This is a genomic window from Sporosarcina sp. Y1009 (assembly GCF_057669865.1).
Genome location: NZ_JBYHFO010000005.1, coordinates 1 through 15,424 on the forward strand (window position 1 = coordinate 1; position 15,424 = coordinate 15,424).

General features: G+C 37.6%; 12 protein-coding genes. 6 read left to right on the forward strand and 6 right to left on the reverse strand.

Features of this window, described 5'->3' with window-relative positions; translation table 11 throughout:
* Positions 1 to 455 precede the first annotated feature (455 nt).
* The 6 genes from gyrA to dnaA form a co-directional block, all read right to left on the reverse strand.
* Entirely contained in the window at positions 456 to 3,047 is a 2,592-nt protein-coding gene (gene gyrA / locus AC25Y1_RS07535; RefSeq protein ID WP_488147357.1) for a DNA gyrase subunit A, read from the reverse strand.
* A 30-nt stretch (positions 3,048 to 3,077) separates the two neighbouring features.
* Positions 3,078 to 4,997, reverse strand: a complete 1,920-nt coding sequence (gene gyrB / locus AC25Y1_RS07540) for a DNA topoisomerase (ATP-hydrolyzing) subunit B (protein ID WP_488147637.1) — start codon at positions 4,995 to 4,997, stop codon at positions 3,078 to 3,080.
* 67 nt (positions 4,998 to 5,064) lie between these two features.
* Positions 5,065 to 6,189: a DNA replication/repair protein RecF gene (recF, locus tag AC25Y1_RS07545; RefSeq protein WP_488147358.1), complete on the reverse strand. Its 1,125-nt coding sequence runs from the start codon at positions 6,187 to 6,189 to the stop codon at positions 5,065 to 5,067.
* On the reverse strand, positions 6,179 to 6,418 hold the full coding sequence (gene yaaA, locus AC25Y1_RS07550; protein ID WP_488147359.1) for a S4 domain-containing protein YaaA: 240 nt from the start codon (positions 6,416 to 6,418) through the stop codon (positions 6,179 to 6,181). Before yaaA ends, recF begins: the two co-directional genes overlap by 11 nt.
* Before the next feature lie 98 nt (positions 6,419 to 6,516).
* Positions 6,517 to 7,653 carry a DNA polymerase III subunit beta gene (dnaN, locus tag AC25Y1_RS07555; protein WP_488147360.1) on the reverse strand — a complete coding sequence of 379 codons (1,137 nt, stop codon included), beginning with the start codon at positions 7,651 to 7,653 and terminating at the stop codon, positions 6,517 to 6,519.
* 165 nt (positions 7,654 to 7,818) lie between these two features.
* On the reverse strand, positions 7,819 to 9,168 hold the full coding sequence (gene dnaA / locus AC25Y1_RS07560) for a chromosomal replication initiator protein DnaA (RefSeq protein WP_488147361.1): 1,350 nt from the start codon (positions 9,166 to 9,168) through the stop codon (positions 7,819 to 7,821).
* A gap of 494 nt (positions 9,169 to 9,662) precedes the next feature.
* On the opposite strand from dnaA, the gene rpmH reads away from it, so the two are divergent.
* The 6 genes from rpmH to mnmG all read left to right on the forward strand — a co-directional run bounded on the left by rpmH (position 9,663) and on the right by mnmG (position 15,376).
* Positions 9,663 to 9,800, forward strand: a complete 138-nt coding sequence (rpmH, locus tag AC25Y1_RS07565) for a 50S ribosomal protein L34 (RefSeq protein ID WP_488147362.1) — start codon at positions 9,663 to 9,665, stop codon at positions 9,798 to 9,800.
* 133 nt (positions 9,801 to 9,933) lie between these two features.
* Complete coding sequence (gene rnpA / locus AC25Y1_RS07570) at positions 9,934 to 10,284, forward strand: ribonuclease P protein component (protein WP_488147363.1); 351 nt, start codon at positions 9,934 to 9,936, stop codon at positions 10,282 to 10,284.
* Positions 10,285 to 10,344: 60 nt separating this feature from the next.
* A complete protein-coding gene (gene yidC / locus AC25Y1_RS07575) occupies positions 10,345 to 11,112 on the forward strand; it encodes a membrane protein insertase YidC (protein ID WP_488147364.1) in 768 nt (255 codons plus the stop codon).
* Positions 11,109 to 11,861, forward strand: coding sequence for an RNA-binding cell elongation regulator Jag/EloR (gene jag, locus AC25Y1_RS07580; RefSeq protein ID WP_488147365.1), 753 nt, complete (start codon positions 11,109 to 11,111; stop codon positions 11,859 to 11,861). Before yidC ends, jag begins: the two co-directional genes overlap by 4 nt.
* Before the next feature lie 189 nt (positions 11,862 to 12,050).
* Positions 12,051 to 13,436 (forward strand): tRNA uridine-5-carboxymethylaminomethyl(34) synthesis GTPase MnmE, encoded by a 1,386-nt coding sequence (mnmE, locus tag AC25Y1_RS07585; RefSeq protein ID WP_488147366.1) that lies wholly within the window; start codon positions 12,051 to 12,053, stop codon positions 13,434 to 13,436.
* 47 nt (positions 13,437 to 13,483) lie between these two features.
* On the forward strand, positions 13,484 to 15,376 hold the full coding sequence (mnmG, locus tag AC25Y1_RS07590) for a tRNA uridine-5-carboxymethylaminomethyl(34) synthesis enzyme MnmG (RefSeq protein WP_488147367.1): 1,893 nt from the start codon (positions 13,484 to 13,486) through the stop codon (positions 15,374 to 15,376).
* The last annotated feature ends 48 nt before the right edge of the window (positions 15,377 to 15,424 follow it).

Sequence of the window (15,424 nt, forward strand, 5' to 3'; positions counted from 1 at the left end):
CTCTCCATAATAGAGAAACTTGAATAGCTCGAGTTTCGTTTACTGACTTCGAATCCGAAGATTCGCTTTTTGTTTCGAATTAACGAAACGATATATCTTGACGTTTTGCTGTTCAGTTTTCAAGGTTCATTATATAAGTAAGAACTCAACTTACATATTCGTTTCTGCGTTACCGTCTCGCAACAGCAACTCTTATATCATATCAAGCCACACTCAACTTGTCAACAACTTTTTAAAATTCTTTTTCGTTGTATCCTGGTCTCTTTGGCGACATTCATAACTATAACACCTTACTATTTCAATTACAATACCCAAACAATAGAAAGTTAATTGAAATAACTCAATGCTATTTTAATCGGCACAATATATATGTAAGGTCATATTGTTTACTGTTGAGTTTTTTAAAAGAAAAACGCCAACGAGCTAGTTAGCACGTTGGCGATATGTTCTAAAAGCTATTCTTCATCATCATTTTTTTCTACTTCTTCTATAGAGGAGTTAGATTCATCTAATGTAGAATTGTCTTCTTCGTTATTCTGCGATTCAACTATTATTTCATTGTCTTCATCATTACTATTTTCTTTGTCTTCATCATTACTATTTTCTTCGTCTTCATCTTCATCTTTTTCAACTTTTGCTACCGTTGCAACAAATTCATCTTCTCCAAGACGAATCAAACGAACTCCCTGAGTACTTCTACCAATAACAGAGATATCTTTGATGTCCATTCGAATTAAAATGCCATGGATTGTAATTAGCATTAAGTCTTCTGAACCATCAACTGCTTTCATAGCGACGAGAGATCCATTTCTTTCAGTTACATTAAGTGTTTTTAATCCATAGCCACCACGTGATTGGATCCGGTACTCCTCTTGTGGTGTACGTTTTCCAAATCCTTTTTCTGTGACGACAAGAATTTCTTTTCCTTCATCCACAACGTCCATACCTACGGTGATATCGCCTTCTCGTAAACGAATTCCGCGAACCCCGCCTGCTACGCGTCCCATAGAACGTATATCAGTTTCTTTAAATTTAATCAGCATGCCATCTTTCGTTCCAATAACAATTTCTTCGTCACCGTTTGTCATTTTAACGCCAATGAGCTCGTCTTCATCACGAAGTGTGAGTGCAATTAGACCATTTGAACGAATATTTGCGAAAGCTGAGACAGGTGTACGTTTAGCAATACCATTTCTAGTCACAAAGAATAAGTATTTCTCTTCTTCAAATTTACTGACTGGGATCATGGCTGTTACTTTCTCTTCCTTGTCGACGCCTAGCAAGTTAATAATCGGTAAACCTTTCGCTGTACGGCTAAACTCAGGTACTTGGTAACCTTTTGTCTTGAAGACACGACCTTTACTTGTAAAGAATAGGATGGTGTCATGTGTTGATGTATTGAGCAAATGTTCTACAAAGTCATCATCATTCGTGCCCATTCCTTGAATTCCGCGGCCACCACGACGTTGACTTCGATACGTATTTGCCGGTAAACGCTTAATATAACCGTTGTGCGTCAGGGTTAATACAGAATTTTCGACCGGGATGAGATCTTCATCCTCAATCATTTCTGCACCACCTAGCGTGATTTCCGTACGACGTTTGTCGGCATATCGCTCTTTCAGTTCAAGTAGTTCTTCACTAATAATTTCAAGTAGCTTCTCTTCATCTGCAAGAATAGCACGAAGTTCTGCAATTAATAATTGAAGATCATTATACTCTTCTTCAATTTTATCTCTTTCCAAACCTGTTAAGCGCTGGAGACGCATATCAAGAATTGCTTGCGCTTGACGTTCAGAAAGGTCAAACTGAGCCATTAATTCAGTTTTTGCTTCATTTGTCGTTTTAGATGCACGAATAAGTGTAATAATCGCATCAATATTATCAAGGGCTATTCTTAACCCTTCGAGAATATGCGCACGGTCTTCTGCTCTACGTAAATCATATTGAGTACGTCTACGGATGACGACTTTTTGATGTTCTAAGTAATGATATAAAATTTCTTTCAATGCAAGAACTTTTGGTTGTCCATCAACGAGTGCAAGCATATTAATACCGAAGCTAGACTGTAAAGCTGTTTGCTTATATAGGTTATTTAATAATACATTGGCATTTGCATCGCGTCTGACTTCAATAACAATGCGCATACCTGTCCGATCTGATTCATCACGCAAGTCGGAAATACCTTCAATTGCTTTTTCACGTACTAAGTCAGCAATTTTCTCGATTAAACGTGCTTTGTTTACTTGATAAGGTAATTCGTTAACAAGAATGGTTTCTCTTCCATTCGCCTTTTGTTCGATTTCTACTCTACCGCGAACAATAACTGAACCTTTACCTGTTTCATAAGCTCTTCGAATTCCACTGAGTCCCATAATAATCCCACCTGTAGGAAAATCAGGACCCGGTATTATATCTAGTAATTCTTCTGTCGTAATGGCAGGATTATCAGCTAAAGCTAGAACTGCGTCTATCGTTTCTCCGAGATGGTGAGGTGGAATATTTGTCGCCATTCCAACCGCGATGCCGGAAGAACCGTTGACAAGCAAGTTTGGAAAACGGCTTGGTAAAACGACCGGCTCTCTCTCTTGTTCATCATAATTGTCTTGATAATCGACTGTGTCTTTATTAATATCGCGTAATAATTCCATCGCAATACGGGACATACGGGACTCTGTGTAACGCATTGCAGCTGCTGAGTCACCATCTACAGATCCGAAGTTTCCGTGACCATCCACTAACATATAGCGCATATTGAAATCTTGTGCCAGTCGAACCATTGTATCGTAAACAGCACTATCACCATGTGGATGATATTTACCAATTACATCGCCCACAATACGTGCAGATTTCTTATGTGGTTTATCTGCGGTATTTCCAAGATCTTGCATTGCATATAAAATACGGCGATGAACCGGTTTAAGTCCATCCCTTACATCAGGGAGCGCACGAGAAACAATTACACTCATCGCATAGTCAAGGAATGAGTTCTTCATTTCAGTACTTATGTTAATTCCCTTAACACCACGATTTGGCACATCTGCCATATTGAAAAGCTCCTTTCAATTTCTTTTTGATTACGTATCTATGTTTTGAACATACTTTGCATTTTCTTCAATGAAAATTCTACGTGGTAGAACTTCATCACCCATTAATTGTTGGAAAGTTTCATCCGCCGTTATTGTATCGTCAAGTTCGACTTGGAGTAATGTTCGTTGATCAGGATCCATTGTTGTATCCCAAAGTTGTGTTGCATCCATCTCTCCTAAACCTTTATAGCGCGTAATTACTGGTTTTGGCGATTGTGACATTCTTTGTAGAATTTCCTGAAGTTGTTCATCTGTATAGCAATACTCTTCTGTTCGTCCTTGTTTTACACGATAGAGCGGTGGCTGTGCGATATATATATAACCCGCTTCCACAAGTGGTCTCATAAAACGGAAGAAAAATGTTAACAAAAGTGTGCGGATATGCGCACCGTCAACATCTGCATCTGTCATAATGACAACTTTATGATAGCGTGCCTTTTCAAGAATAAATTCTTCTCCAATTCCTGTACCTAGTGCTGTAATCATTGCACGAATCTCTGCATTCCCTAAAATTCGATCAAGTCGTGCTTTTTCTACGTTTAAGATTTTTCCTCTCAGCGGTAAGATTGCTTGGAAGTGACGATCACGTCCACTTTTCGCAGATCCTCCTGCTGAGTCACCTTCAACGATGTACAATTCACTAATTGCTGGATCCCGAGATGAACAGTCTGCAAGTTTTCCTGGAAGACTTGATACTTCAAGCACTGATTTTCTACGTGTAAGTTCACGTGCATTTTTTGCAGCCATTCGAGCTTGTGCCGCAACTAAGCTTTTATCAATGATTTTATGAGCTACAGATGGATTTTCAAGTAAAAATCTTTGGAAACCCTCAGAGAACAATGAATTCGTTATCGTGCTGACTTCAGAGTTCCCAAGCTTTGTTTTAGTTTGCCCCTCAAATTGTGGATCTGGGTGCTTAATTGAAATAATCGCGGTCAAACCTTCTCGTACATCGTCGCCCGATAAGTTTTGGTCGCCTTCTTTCAAACCACCATTTTTGCGTCCATAATCATTTACAACACGGGTTAATGCAGTTTTGAAACCTGATTCATGCGTTCCACCTTCATAAGTGTTGATATTATTTGCAAATGAATACAAATTTTCAGCATAACCGCTATTATATTGCATAGCAATTTCAATGGATATGCCGTCCTTTTCACCTTCAACGAAGATTGGTTCTTCATGAATCGGTTCTTTCTTTTTATTTAAATGTTCGACGTATGATTTAATACCGCCTTCGTAGTAATAAGTATCGGTACGTCCCTCGTCATCACGATCATCTGTAATCGTTACACGAAGTTTACGATTCAAGTAAGCAAGTTCTCTTAAGCGATTCGCAAGAATATCATAATCATAAATGGTCGATTCCGTAAAAATTTCAGGATCTGCTTTAAAACGGACTTTTGTTCCAGTTTCTTCTGATGCCCCAATTTCCTTGAGTTCGACTGTTGGAATGCCTTTTTCAAATTTAATATAATATTCTTTCTGGTCACGTCGGACAAATACTTCGGTCTCCATCGACAAAGCGTTTACGACAGCTGCACCAACGCCGTGTAATCCACCGGAAACTTTATAGCCACCACCGCCGAATTTACCACCAGCGTGAAGAACGGTCATGATGACTTCAACAGCAGGTCTACCTGTAGATTCTTGTATCCCAACTGGAATACCTCGACCATTATCTACAACGCAAATCCAATTATCTTTTTCCATTGTTACTTCGATATGGTCACAATGACCAGCTAGTGCTTCATCAATACTATTATCAACAATTTCCCATACAAGATGATGAAGTCCTCTTGAACTAGTTGTCCCGATATACATACCTGGACGCTTTCTTACAGCCTCGAGTCCTTCAAGTACTTGTATTTGGGCTTCATCATAGGCCTCTAAATTCTTTTCTTCCATTGCCAAGCTTGTTCACCTTTCCTTTCTGAACGTATACCACCTAGCATGGTACGTGTATCCATAAAACTTAATTTTCTTCTTTATGGATAACTTCTCCTGCTTTTACTTCGAATATATTGGCTTGGCGAATTGTTTCATGGTCAATACCGGTTATATTCGTTGTTGTTACAAAGGTTTGAACTTCTCCTTGTATTGTATTCAGTAAATGAGACTGCCTAAAATCATCCAATTCGGATAGGACATCATCCAAAAGTAATACCGGTGATTCTCCCACTTCTTGTTTCACAAGTTCAATTTCAGCGAGTTTCAAAGATAAAGCTGTCGTTCGTTGTTGACCTTGTGAGCCAAACGTTTGGATGTCATATCCATTGACGAAAAAATGCAGGTCATCACGATGCGGACCAATCAGAGTTAATCCTCTTTCTAACTCGCGCGGTCGCATCTCAAGTAATCTTTGTTCTAGTATAGATTCCATTACTTCTTGAGTCTGCCCCGATTCGATACCTTTTAATGTTCCATAAGATACTTTAAGTGTTTCCATTCCTCGGGAAATACCTTTATGAATCGGTTCAGCCCATTTTTGAAGAAGTTCCATGAAATAAAATCTTTTACGAATAATTTGTACAGCCACTTGAATATACTGCTCAGTATAAACATCGAACATGACATCACTAAAATTAGATTTTCCGCGATTAGCTCTTAATATCGCGTTCCGCTGTTTTAATATTTTTTGAAAAGTTGAGAGATCATGTAGGTACACCGGAGAAATCTGTCCGATTTCCATATCAAGAAATCGTCTTCTCACAGATGGACTACCTTTAACCAGATTTAAATCCTCTGGAGCAAACATCACAACATTTAGTTGACCTATATAAAGACTTAAACGATTTTGTTCGAGATGGTTAACTCTTGCCCTTTTTCCTTTTTTGGAAATAACGAGTTCTAGAGGAAGTCGTCCATATTTGCGCTGGACGCTACCTTCTATTTTACCATACTCTTCGTCCCAACGTATTAAATCGCGATCATTCGATGTTCTGTGCGATTTGGCCATGGATAGTACGTAAATAGCTTCCATGACATTTGTTTTCCCTTGAGCATTTTCACCAATCAATACATTGATTTCAGGAGAAAAGGATAAATCAAGGGTTTTATAGTTACGGTAATTGGTTAAAGCAAGTTGCTCAATAAACATCCGATGTTCCAGAAGGCATTTCAATAATTTTAAATGTGCCGACATCAGGCAGTTTTATAACGTCGTCATGACGTAATTTTTTACCACGGCGCTGCTCTTCTTCACCATTTACATGAACAATATGTTCATCGAGATACCATTTTGCCATCCCACCCGAACTAATAGCATTCGTCATCTTCAAAAGTTGGCCAAGTGTTATAAACTCTGTATTTATTTCTAAATCGTTCAATTAGCGTTCAACCTTTCATAATTTAGTAGTTCTTTCTATTTTACAAGAACTTTGGCTAGAAGTAAAAAAGATAGTCAATAATTGACTATCTTTTCGTCTTAATATGTTCTAACAGGAAGAATCAGTTGAAGTATTGTGTCATCATTGACTGATTTTAAGATGAATGGTCGCATTGCACCGGTAAATTGGATTTCAACATCTTGTCCGTCAATTGCACGTAAGGCATCCATCATGTATTTTGCACTGAATGATATTTTGAGAGCATCACCCGTTACGCTAATGGCTTCTACCATCTCTTCAACATTTCCTACTTCTGGAGAATTTGAAGAGATTTCAATTAATTTTCCTTCATCTGTTGAAAACCGAACAATATTATTCCGTTCTTCTCTTGCTAACAATGATGCACGATCAATTGCTTGAAGTAAAGATCGACCATTTACAATGATTGATGTTTTATTCTCCGTAGGGATTAATCTTGATGTATCTGGATAATTACCTTCAAGTAATCGAGAGTAAAATAAAACGTTCGCTGTTTTAAAGAGGATTTGCTGTTCAGTAATTAGAATTTCAATTGACTCATTTGAATCAGGTAAGATTTTATTTAATTCTTGAAGACTTTTACCTGGAATTACAATGCTTAATGGATCTACTGGCATTTCTTCAGGCGATGTGAGTCTTCTAGCAAGTCTGTGACTATCTGTTGCTACACAAGAAAGTTTGCCGTTTTCAGTTACCCATTGGACACCTGTCAAAATCGGTCGCGTTTCTTGTTGAGATACTGCAAATACTGTTTCTCGAATGATTGATTTCATCAAATCTGCTGGTAGTGAGAAACTATGTTCATCTTTAACGTCTGGTAACACTGGATAGTCATCAGGGTTTGAGCCGATCAATTTAAATTCTGATTTACCTGAACGTATTAAGGCTTGAAAACCATCTTTTACTTCGATTTTCACTTCGTTTGTTGGAAGTTTTCGAATGATTTCACTGAAAACTTTTGCCTGTAATACAATGTTTCCAACATTACTTACTTTTATAAGTTGTTCCCCATCACGTTCTGCAGGAATAAATGTACAAATAGTAATATCTGAGTCACTACCTGTCATTGTCATTCCACTTTCAGTAACCTCGATTTTTATACCCGTTAAAATGGGAATTGCTACTTTCTGACTGATTGCTTTCATAACATCATTTAAGCCATTGAGAAGTTCATCTCTTCTAATTTCAAATTTCATTTCATACCCTCGCTTATATATTTATATTAGTTATTAAAGATAGTAGTAATAGTAATAGGGGCTGTGGATACGTGGATAAGTGCTATAACATTATTAAACTCACGTTATCCACTTGTTCATAACTAGTTTATAAGTATGCACTAGTTATTATAGGTTACTAACAGTCTAACCTCGCCCAAGTAGTTTCTTTATATCTTGAATATCCTGTTGAAGTAATTGATCTTCTTCTAACATTCCACGAATTTTATCATGCGCATGAATCACGGTTGAGTGGTCGCGTCCACCAAATTCTGAACCGATTTTTGGTAAAGAAAAATCAGTTAGCTCCCTTGATAAGTACATCGCGATTTGACGTGGAAAAGCAATCGCACGGGTTCGTTTTTTTGCAGAAAAGTCTTCTAAACGCATGTTAAAATGACCACCGACTGTTTTTTGAATATCTAAGATAGTAACAGTGCGTGGTGTGTCATTTGGAATAATATCTTTTAATGCATCTGCAGCTAAATCCATTGTAATGTCGCGATTTACCAAAGATGAGTATGCGACAACTCGAATAAGTGCACCTTCTAATTCACGTATATTCGTGTCAATTTGATTGGCAATATACGTCATGACTTCGTTTGGAATGTCCAACAGTCCATCAGCTTTTGCTTTTTTACGTAAAATTGCAATTCTTGTCTCTAAATCCGGCGGTGTGATATCTGTAATTAGCCCCCATTCAAAACGGGATCTTAGTCGATCTTCTAGCGTTGGAATTTCCTTTGGCGGCCGGTCACTGGATATGACAATTTGCTTAGATTCTTCATGAAGTGTATTAAACGTATGGAAAAATTCTTCTTGGGTTTGTTCTTTTCCAGCAAGGAATTGAATATCATCTATTAGAAGTACATCTACACTTCTGTATTTATTTCGAAATTCAACTGCCTTGTTATCACGAATTGAATTGATGAACTCATTGGTAAATTTTTCGGAAGTTAGATAAACAACCTTAGCATCAGGGTTTTGATCGATTACATAATGACCAATTGCGTGCATTAAGTGGGTTTTACCTAAGCCGACGCCTCCATAAATGAATAGCGGGTTATAAGCTTTTGCAGGGGCTTCCGCGACAGCTAAAGATGCTGCATGCGCAAAACGGTTTCCAGAGCCGATGACAAACGTGTCAAATGTATATTTTGAATTCAACATACCAGTTTTCGAGTTAGAACGGACTCTTTCGACAGTTTTTTCAATAGGTTTTGGCAACATAATATCATTTTCCTGCATATCTTTTGGCACAATAAATTGAATTAACCGATCTTCACCAGTTAATTCAGATAAGATTCCCGTTATTAAATGGACATAATGATTTTCAAGCCAATCTTTCGCAAATGAGTTAGGAGCGGCGATTGTTACAACCTCTTCTTCATAAGAGATCAGTTTCGTCGATTTCAACCACGTTTCAAAACTTGGCCTTGAAATTCTTTCTTCTATTTGGGCTAACACTTTAATCCATAATTCTTCAAGGTGTTTCAATTAACTACCTCCTTTACGTTGTATTTTATCTATGCGAGAATATGTATTATACACATAGTTCACTCGTGTGGATAACAATTATGCAAAAGTGGGGAAAAAATTATCCACAACCTATCAACAATTGTGGATAACAAATTAAACTTTTAAATTGTGCACAATTAAATCTTTATCATTGTAACAGGCAATGCTGATTATTACAAGGAGTCAAAGGGCTTATCCACAACTTAATTCATTGTGAACAAAACCGTTATCCACAGGCTTTTATATGTGAAAATCATGTCGATAACTGTCGACTAAAAAAAAATGATGAAAAAATATATGCACAGAGAAGTAGTCTTATTCGATTTCGATATGTGGATAACTAATAATGGTACATAGAAATAAAGAATTGATCCACTTGAAATAAATGATTGACTTTTTGATTGAATTTCTCTATACTAATTAGGACTGTCACTCGGTATCAATGACAATCAATCAGGAGGTGTCTTAATAACATGTCTAAACGTACATTCCAACCAAATACAAGAAAACGTAGTAAAGTTCACGGCTTCCGTGCAAGAATGAGCACGAAAAGTGGGCGCAGAATTCTTGCAGCTCGTCGCCTCAAAGGAAGAAAAAAACTTTCAGCTTAAGGCCACTGACATTCAGTGGTCTTTTTTTTTGTAGAAGTTGTTTCGAAAAGGTCTATATAGAACAAGATGAAGCTAATGAAATCTTTTCGAATTGATATAAACAATACTAGTAACGGAGCAGGTGTATCTTTTAATGAATAAACGCCAGCGAATAAAAAAAGATAAAGAATTTCAAGTCGTTTTTAAAAATGGTAAATCATTTGCGAATCGGCAATTTGTTGTTTACTGTTATCCAAAAGAGGGACAAGAGGAATTTCGGATTGGACTCTCCGTCAGTAAAAAAATCGGCAATGCAGTGACAAGAAATCGTATAAAACGATATTTAAGACAAGCTTTTTTGGAAATAAAAGATGAAATTAAAAGTGATATGGATTATGTTATAATCGCCAGGCATCAAGCAGCGACTAAGGACTTTCATGAAACAAAAAAGAGTTTGCAACATGTATTACGAATTGCAAAAGTGATCCAAAGAAAGCGTAAGTAGAAACCTACATATGAAAATGTTAGACTGTTAAGCAAGAAGTTACGATTTGGGGGAGCCAATTTGAATAAGAGAATAGGACTTGTACTCATGTTAACGATGCTGTCATTATTTTTGGCAGGATGTACTGAATTTAATGAACCGATTTATCAAGATAGCGAAGGTTTTTGGAATAAATACATTGTTTGGCCGTTAGTTTCATTAATTACACTTTTTAAAGAATTACTAGGCACTTACGGTTATGGAATTGTTGCAGTAACAATTGTGATTCGTTTAGTTCTCTTACCATTAATGATTAAACAAACACAGAGCTCGAAAAAAATGCAAGAAATACAACCAGAACTGAATGCTTTAAAAGAAAAGTACAAATCTAAAGATGCAGTAACTCAAGAAAAATACCGAACTGAAATGCAAAAAATCATGACAGAACGAAAAATCAATCCAGCTGCAGGTTGTTTACCAATCTTCGTGCAAATGCCAATATTGATTGGATTTTATCATGCGATTAGCCGTATGAACAATACACCCGAAATTGAGTTAGGCTCTATTCTCTGGTTCCAACTTGCTGAACCAAGTATTACCCTTGCAATCCTTGCAGGAATCATGCAATTCATCGTTCTGCGCACAGGACCTGCAATGGCCAACCCGCAAATGAAAATGATGATGTATATTATGCCAGTATTTATAGTTGGAATTGGTGTAATCTTACCAGCAGCACTTTCATTGTATTGGGTAATTGGTAATATTATTTCTGTCATCCAAAACTATTTCATTTACAAACCTAAGAAAGATGAAGTGGTACCTGCAAAAGTAGGAGGGAAAAGAAAATGACAATGATGACGCAAAGCGGAGCCACTGTTGAAGAGGCGATCGAAGCGGCATTACAAACACTCGATGTCTCCCGCGATAAAGTAAAGGTAGAAATACTTAATCAGGGTAGAAAAGGTTTTTTTGGTATCGGATCAAAAGAAGCAGAAGTGAAAATTACTGTCATTGAAGAAAAGAGTCTTATTGAAAAGCATGTAGAAGAAGTTGTAATGAAAGAAACATTGGAAAAAGAAGATGCTACTTCTGTTGAAGTATTGGAAGCGACAGAAGAAGCGGAGGTTACTGAATTAGTAGGTGATGAAGGCGCTATTTTAGAAACCCAGCAATATTTGACAGACGTTGCGAAATCAATGGGCATCCATGATCTTGCTATTTCTTATCAAATAACTGGAAAGTATGTCAATTTCCAACTAGAAAGTAAAAAGGCGGCTTTATTAATTGGAAAACGTGGTCAAACATTGAATGCGTTGCAACAATTAGGCCAACTAGTAGCCAATAAATATGCAGATCAATTCAAAGTTGTACGAATCGATGTAGGAGATTATCGAATGCGACGTGAACAATCACTAGAGCAACTAGCAGAAAGAATGGCAGACCGAGCCATTCGGACGGGTCGAAAAGTTCAACTTGAACCAATGCCAGCTTATGAAAGAAAAGTTATTCATCATTCTCTCTCCAGTCGGTTGGATATTGAAACCTATTCAGAAGGATCGGATCCATATCGTTATCTAGTCATCGAACCAATCAGGTAAAAAGAAAATCCTGTAAAGAGTATCATACTCTTTACGGGATTTTTTTATGATCATGAAATGAAATTATCCACAAAATTTATTGTGAAGTACTATGACGTTCGACATATTTATGTTAATATATTATGTTAGGAAGTCATGTCCGGAATTACGTTATCCACATGTGCGTAACTAATAAGGAAGGTGAGAACTGTGCATTTTGATACGATCGCTGCAATTTCAACTCCAATGGGAGAAGGGGCAATTGCGATTGTTAGATTAAGTGGGGATGAAGCAATTCAAATCGCAAACCGCGTATTTAAATCTCCAGGAGAAAAAAGGTTAATAGAGGAACAATCCCATACAATCCATTACGGACACTTAGTAAATCCTAAATCAGGCGAAACTGTAGAAGAAGTAATGGTATCTTTAATGAAAGCCCCAAAAACCTTCACGCGAGAAGATGTCGTGGAAATTAATTGTCATGGTGGAATTGTTGCAGTTAATCGTGTGCTGGAACTCATTTTGACAGAGGGCGCACGTCTTGCAGAACCTGGTGAATTTACAAAACGTGCTTTTTTAAACGGTCGTATTGATCTGTCGCAATCAGAGGCAGTCATGGATTTGATCCGTGCAAAAACAGATCGCGCGATGAATGTAGCACTGGGTCAAATGGAAGGAAAACTTTCAAAACTAATCGGCGAATTACGTAATACGTTAATAGAGACACTTGCACAGGTTGAAGTGACGATAGATTATCCAGAATATGATGACGTCGAAGAGATGACCATTCCACTGATGTTGGATAAATGCACATGGGTTAAAGAGGAAATTGGTAAATTACTTCGAACTTCTTCGCAAGGGAAAATATTAAGAGAAGGCTTATCTACAGTGATCATCGGAAGACCAAACGTAGGTAAATCCTCACTTTTAAATAGCTTAGTACAAGAAAATAAAGCCATCGTAACTGACATAGCAGGTACAACGCGTGATATAATTGAAGAATACGTCAATGTACGCGGCGTTCCACTCCGTCTTGTTGACACAGCTGGAATTCGTGAAACTGAGGACATTGTAGAGCGAATCGGCGTTGAACGATCAAGGCAAGTCTTAAAAGAAGCAGATTTAATTTTATTAGTGCTGAATAGTGCTGAAGAATTATCGATAGAAGATGAAAGACTCTTTGATGCAATCGCTGGAATGGATACAATCGTAGTGATTAATAAAACCGATCTCCCTCTAAAATTGGATATGAAAAAGGTTGAAGACCTTACCAATGAGGGTGTGATTATTAAGACTTCACTTCTTCAAGATGAGGGGATTGACGAACTTGAAGATGCGATTGCCAAACTCTTTTTCGAAGGAAATCTTGAATCAGAAGATTTAACATATGTATCTAATGCAAGACATATTGCCTTGCTTCATAAAGCCCATAAAACAATAGAGGACGCACTCGTAGCTGCTGAAGCTGGCGTTCCTGTAGATATGATTCAAATCGACTTAACACGCACATGGGAAATCCTTGGAGAAATTGTCGGGGATACCGTACAAGAAGGTCTTATCAATGAATTGTTTTCTCGTTTTTGCCTCGGAAAATAAAAAAGGTTGGTATTAAATACTACCTGTATAGAAGGAAGGAAAAGAACATGCCAAACAAATTTGAAGCCGGCACGTTCGATTGTATCGTTATCGGTGCCGGTCACGCTGGTGTAGAAGCTGCATTAGCTTCAGCTCGTATGGGTGCATCGACGCTCGTTTTAACATTAAATCTTGATATGGTTGCCTTCATGCCGTGTAACCCATCTATTGGTGGGCCTGCAAAAGGTATTGTTGTGCGTGAAATTGATGCACTCGGCGGCGCAATGGGGAAAGTAATCGATAAGACCCATATTCAAATGCGGATGTTAAACACTGGGAAAGGCCCTGCAGTTCGTGCGCTTCGTGCACAATTGGATAAAGTACTCTATCAACAAGAAATGAAACGCATTCTTGAAGAAGAGGAGAACTTAGTATTACGTCAAGCATCCGTTGATGAGTTAATAATCGAAGAAGATGAAGTAACAGGTGTAATCACGCAAGTTGGCGCAGTCTATCGTGCTAAAACCGTAATCATTACAACAGGAACATTCTTACGTGGTGAAATTGTGATTGGGAAAATAAGATATTCAAGTGGGCCAAATAACCAAATGCCATCGATTAAGCTTGCTGATAATCTTCGTGCCTTAGGATTCGATATGGTTCGTTTTAAAACAGGAACGCCACCACGTGTGAATAGCCGGACAATCGATTACAGTAAAACTGAAATTCAACCTGGTGATGTGGAACCACGTGCATTTAGTTTTGAAACAACTGAATATATTCTAGACCAATTGCCTTGTTGGCTCACACATACATCTCCTCTAACTCATGAGATTATCAATGAAAACTTACATTTATCACCGATGTATTCTGGAGAAAAGATTGGACCTGGACCACGTTATTGTCCATCAATAGAAGATAAAATTGTTCGATTTAATGATAAATCACGTCATCAAATTTTCTTAGAACCTGAAGGCAGAAATACAGAAGAAGTATATGTTCAAGGATTGTCAACGAGCTTGCCGGAACATATTCAAAAAAGATTGATTGAAAGTGTCCCAGGTCTTGAAAAGGCAGAAATGATGAGAGCTGGTTATGCGATTGAATATGATTCAATTATTCCAACACAATTAAAGCCAACACTTGAAACTAAGAAAATTCGGAATCTCTATACAGCTGGACAACTTAATGGTACATCCGGCTATGAAGAGGCAGCTGGACAAGGAATTATGGCAGGTATTAATGCAGCGGCAAGAGCACTTGGAAAAGATGAACTGATTCTTAGTCGCTCCGATGGGTATATTGGTGTACTAATAGATGACCTAGTCACAAAAGGTACGAATGAACCTTATCGACTTCTTACTTCCCGTGCAGAATATCGTTTGCTCCTTCGTCATGACAATGCAGATCTTCGTTTGACCGAAATCGGGTATAATCATGGACTTGTCAGTGATAAAAGATATGAGAACTATTTGTCAAAACAAAAGAAAATAGATGATGAAGTGACGAGACTTCGTAAAACGACTGTGAAGCCTGCGGCACATGTTCATGAAATTATGATGGAAACGACAAGTTCCGAATTAAAAGAACCAATGAAAGCAGCAAATCTGTTGAAACGCCCGGAAATTAGTTATGATCAGATTGCAAGAATCATTCCGTTAACTGAAAGCCTATCTGCTGATGTTGTAGAGCAAGTTGAAATATTCATTAAGTATGAAGGTTATATTGAAAAATCTATGCAACAAGTTGAAAGAATGAACAAAATGGAAGATAAAAAAATTCCTGATAACATCGATTATGATGCGATTTCTGGTATTGCCTCTGAAGCGAAAAGTATGTTGAATAAAGTAAGACCACTTTCAATTGCACAAGCATCACGTATGCCAGGCGTAAACCCAGCAGACATATCAATTTTACTTGTTTATATAGAACAAGGAAGGATTGCAAAAATTTCAAGCTGATGAAGAAAAAGTACTACTGGTGTGGAAAATATTGACGTCCACACCAGT

Bases quoted from the DNA above. Each gene is read 5' to 3' on its own strand.
- recF (WP_488147358.1), bottom strand. From the start codon at position 6,189: ATGTTTATTGAGCAACTTGCTTTAACCAATTACCGTAACTATAAAACC.
- jag (WP_488147365.1), top strand. From the start codon at position 11,109: ATGACAATGATGACGCAAAGCGGAGCCACTGTTGAAGAGGCGATCGAA.
- gyrB (WP_488147637.1), bottom strand. From the start codon at position 4,997: ATGGAAGAAAAGAATTTAGAGGCCTATGATGAAGCCCAAATACAAGTA.
- rpmH (WP_488147362.1), top strand. From the start codon at position 9,663: ATGTCTAAACGTACATTCCAACCAAATACAAGAAAACGTAGTAAAGTT.
- rnpA (WP_488147363.1), top strand. From the start codon at position 9,934: ATGAATAAACGCCAGCGAATAAAAAAAGATAAAGAATTTCAAGTCGTT.
- mnmG (WP_488147367.1), top strand. From the start codon at position 13,484: ATGCCAAACAAATTTGAAGCCGGCACGTTCGATTGTATCGTTATCGGT.
- gyrA (WP_488147357.1), bottom strand. From the start codon at position 3,047: ATGGCAGATGTGCCAAATCGTGGTGTTAAGGGAATTAACATAAGTACT.
- dnaN (WP_488147360.1), bottom strand. From the start codon at position 7,653: ATGAAATTTGAAATTAGAAGAGATGAACTTCTCAATGGCTTAAATGAT.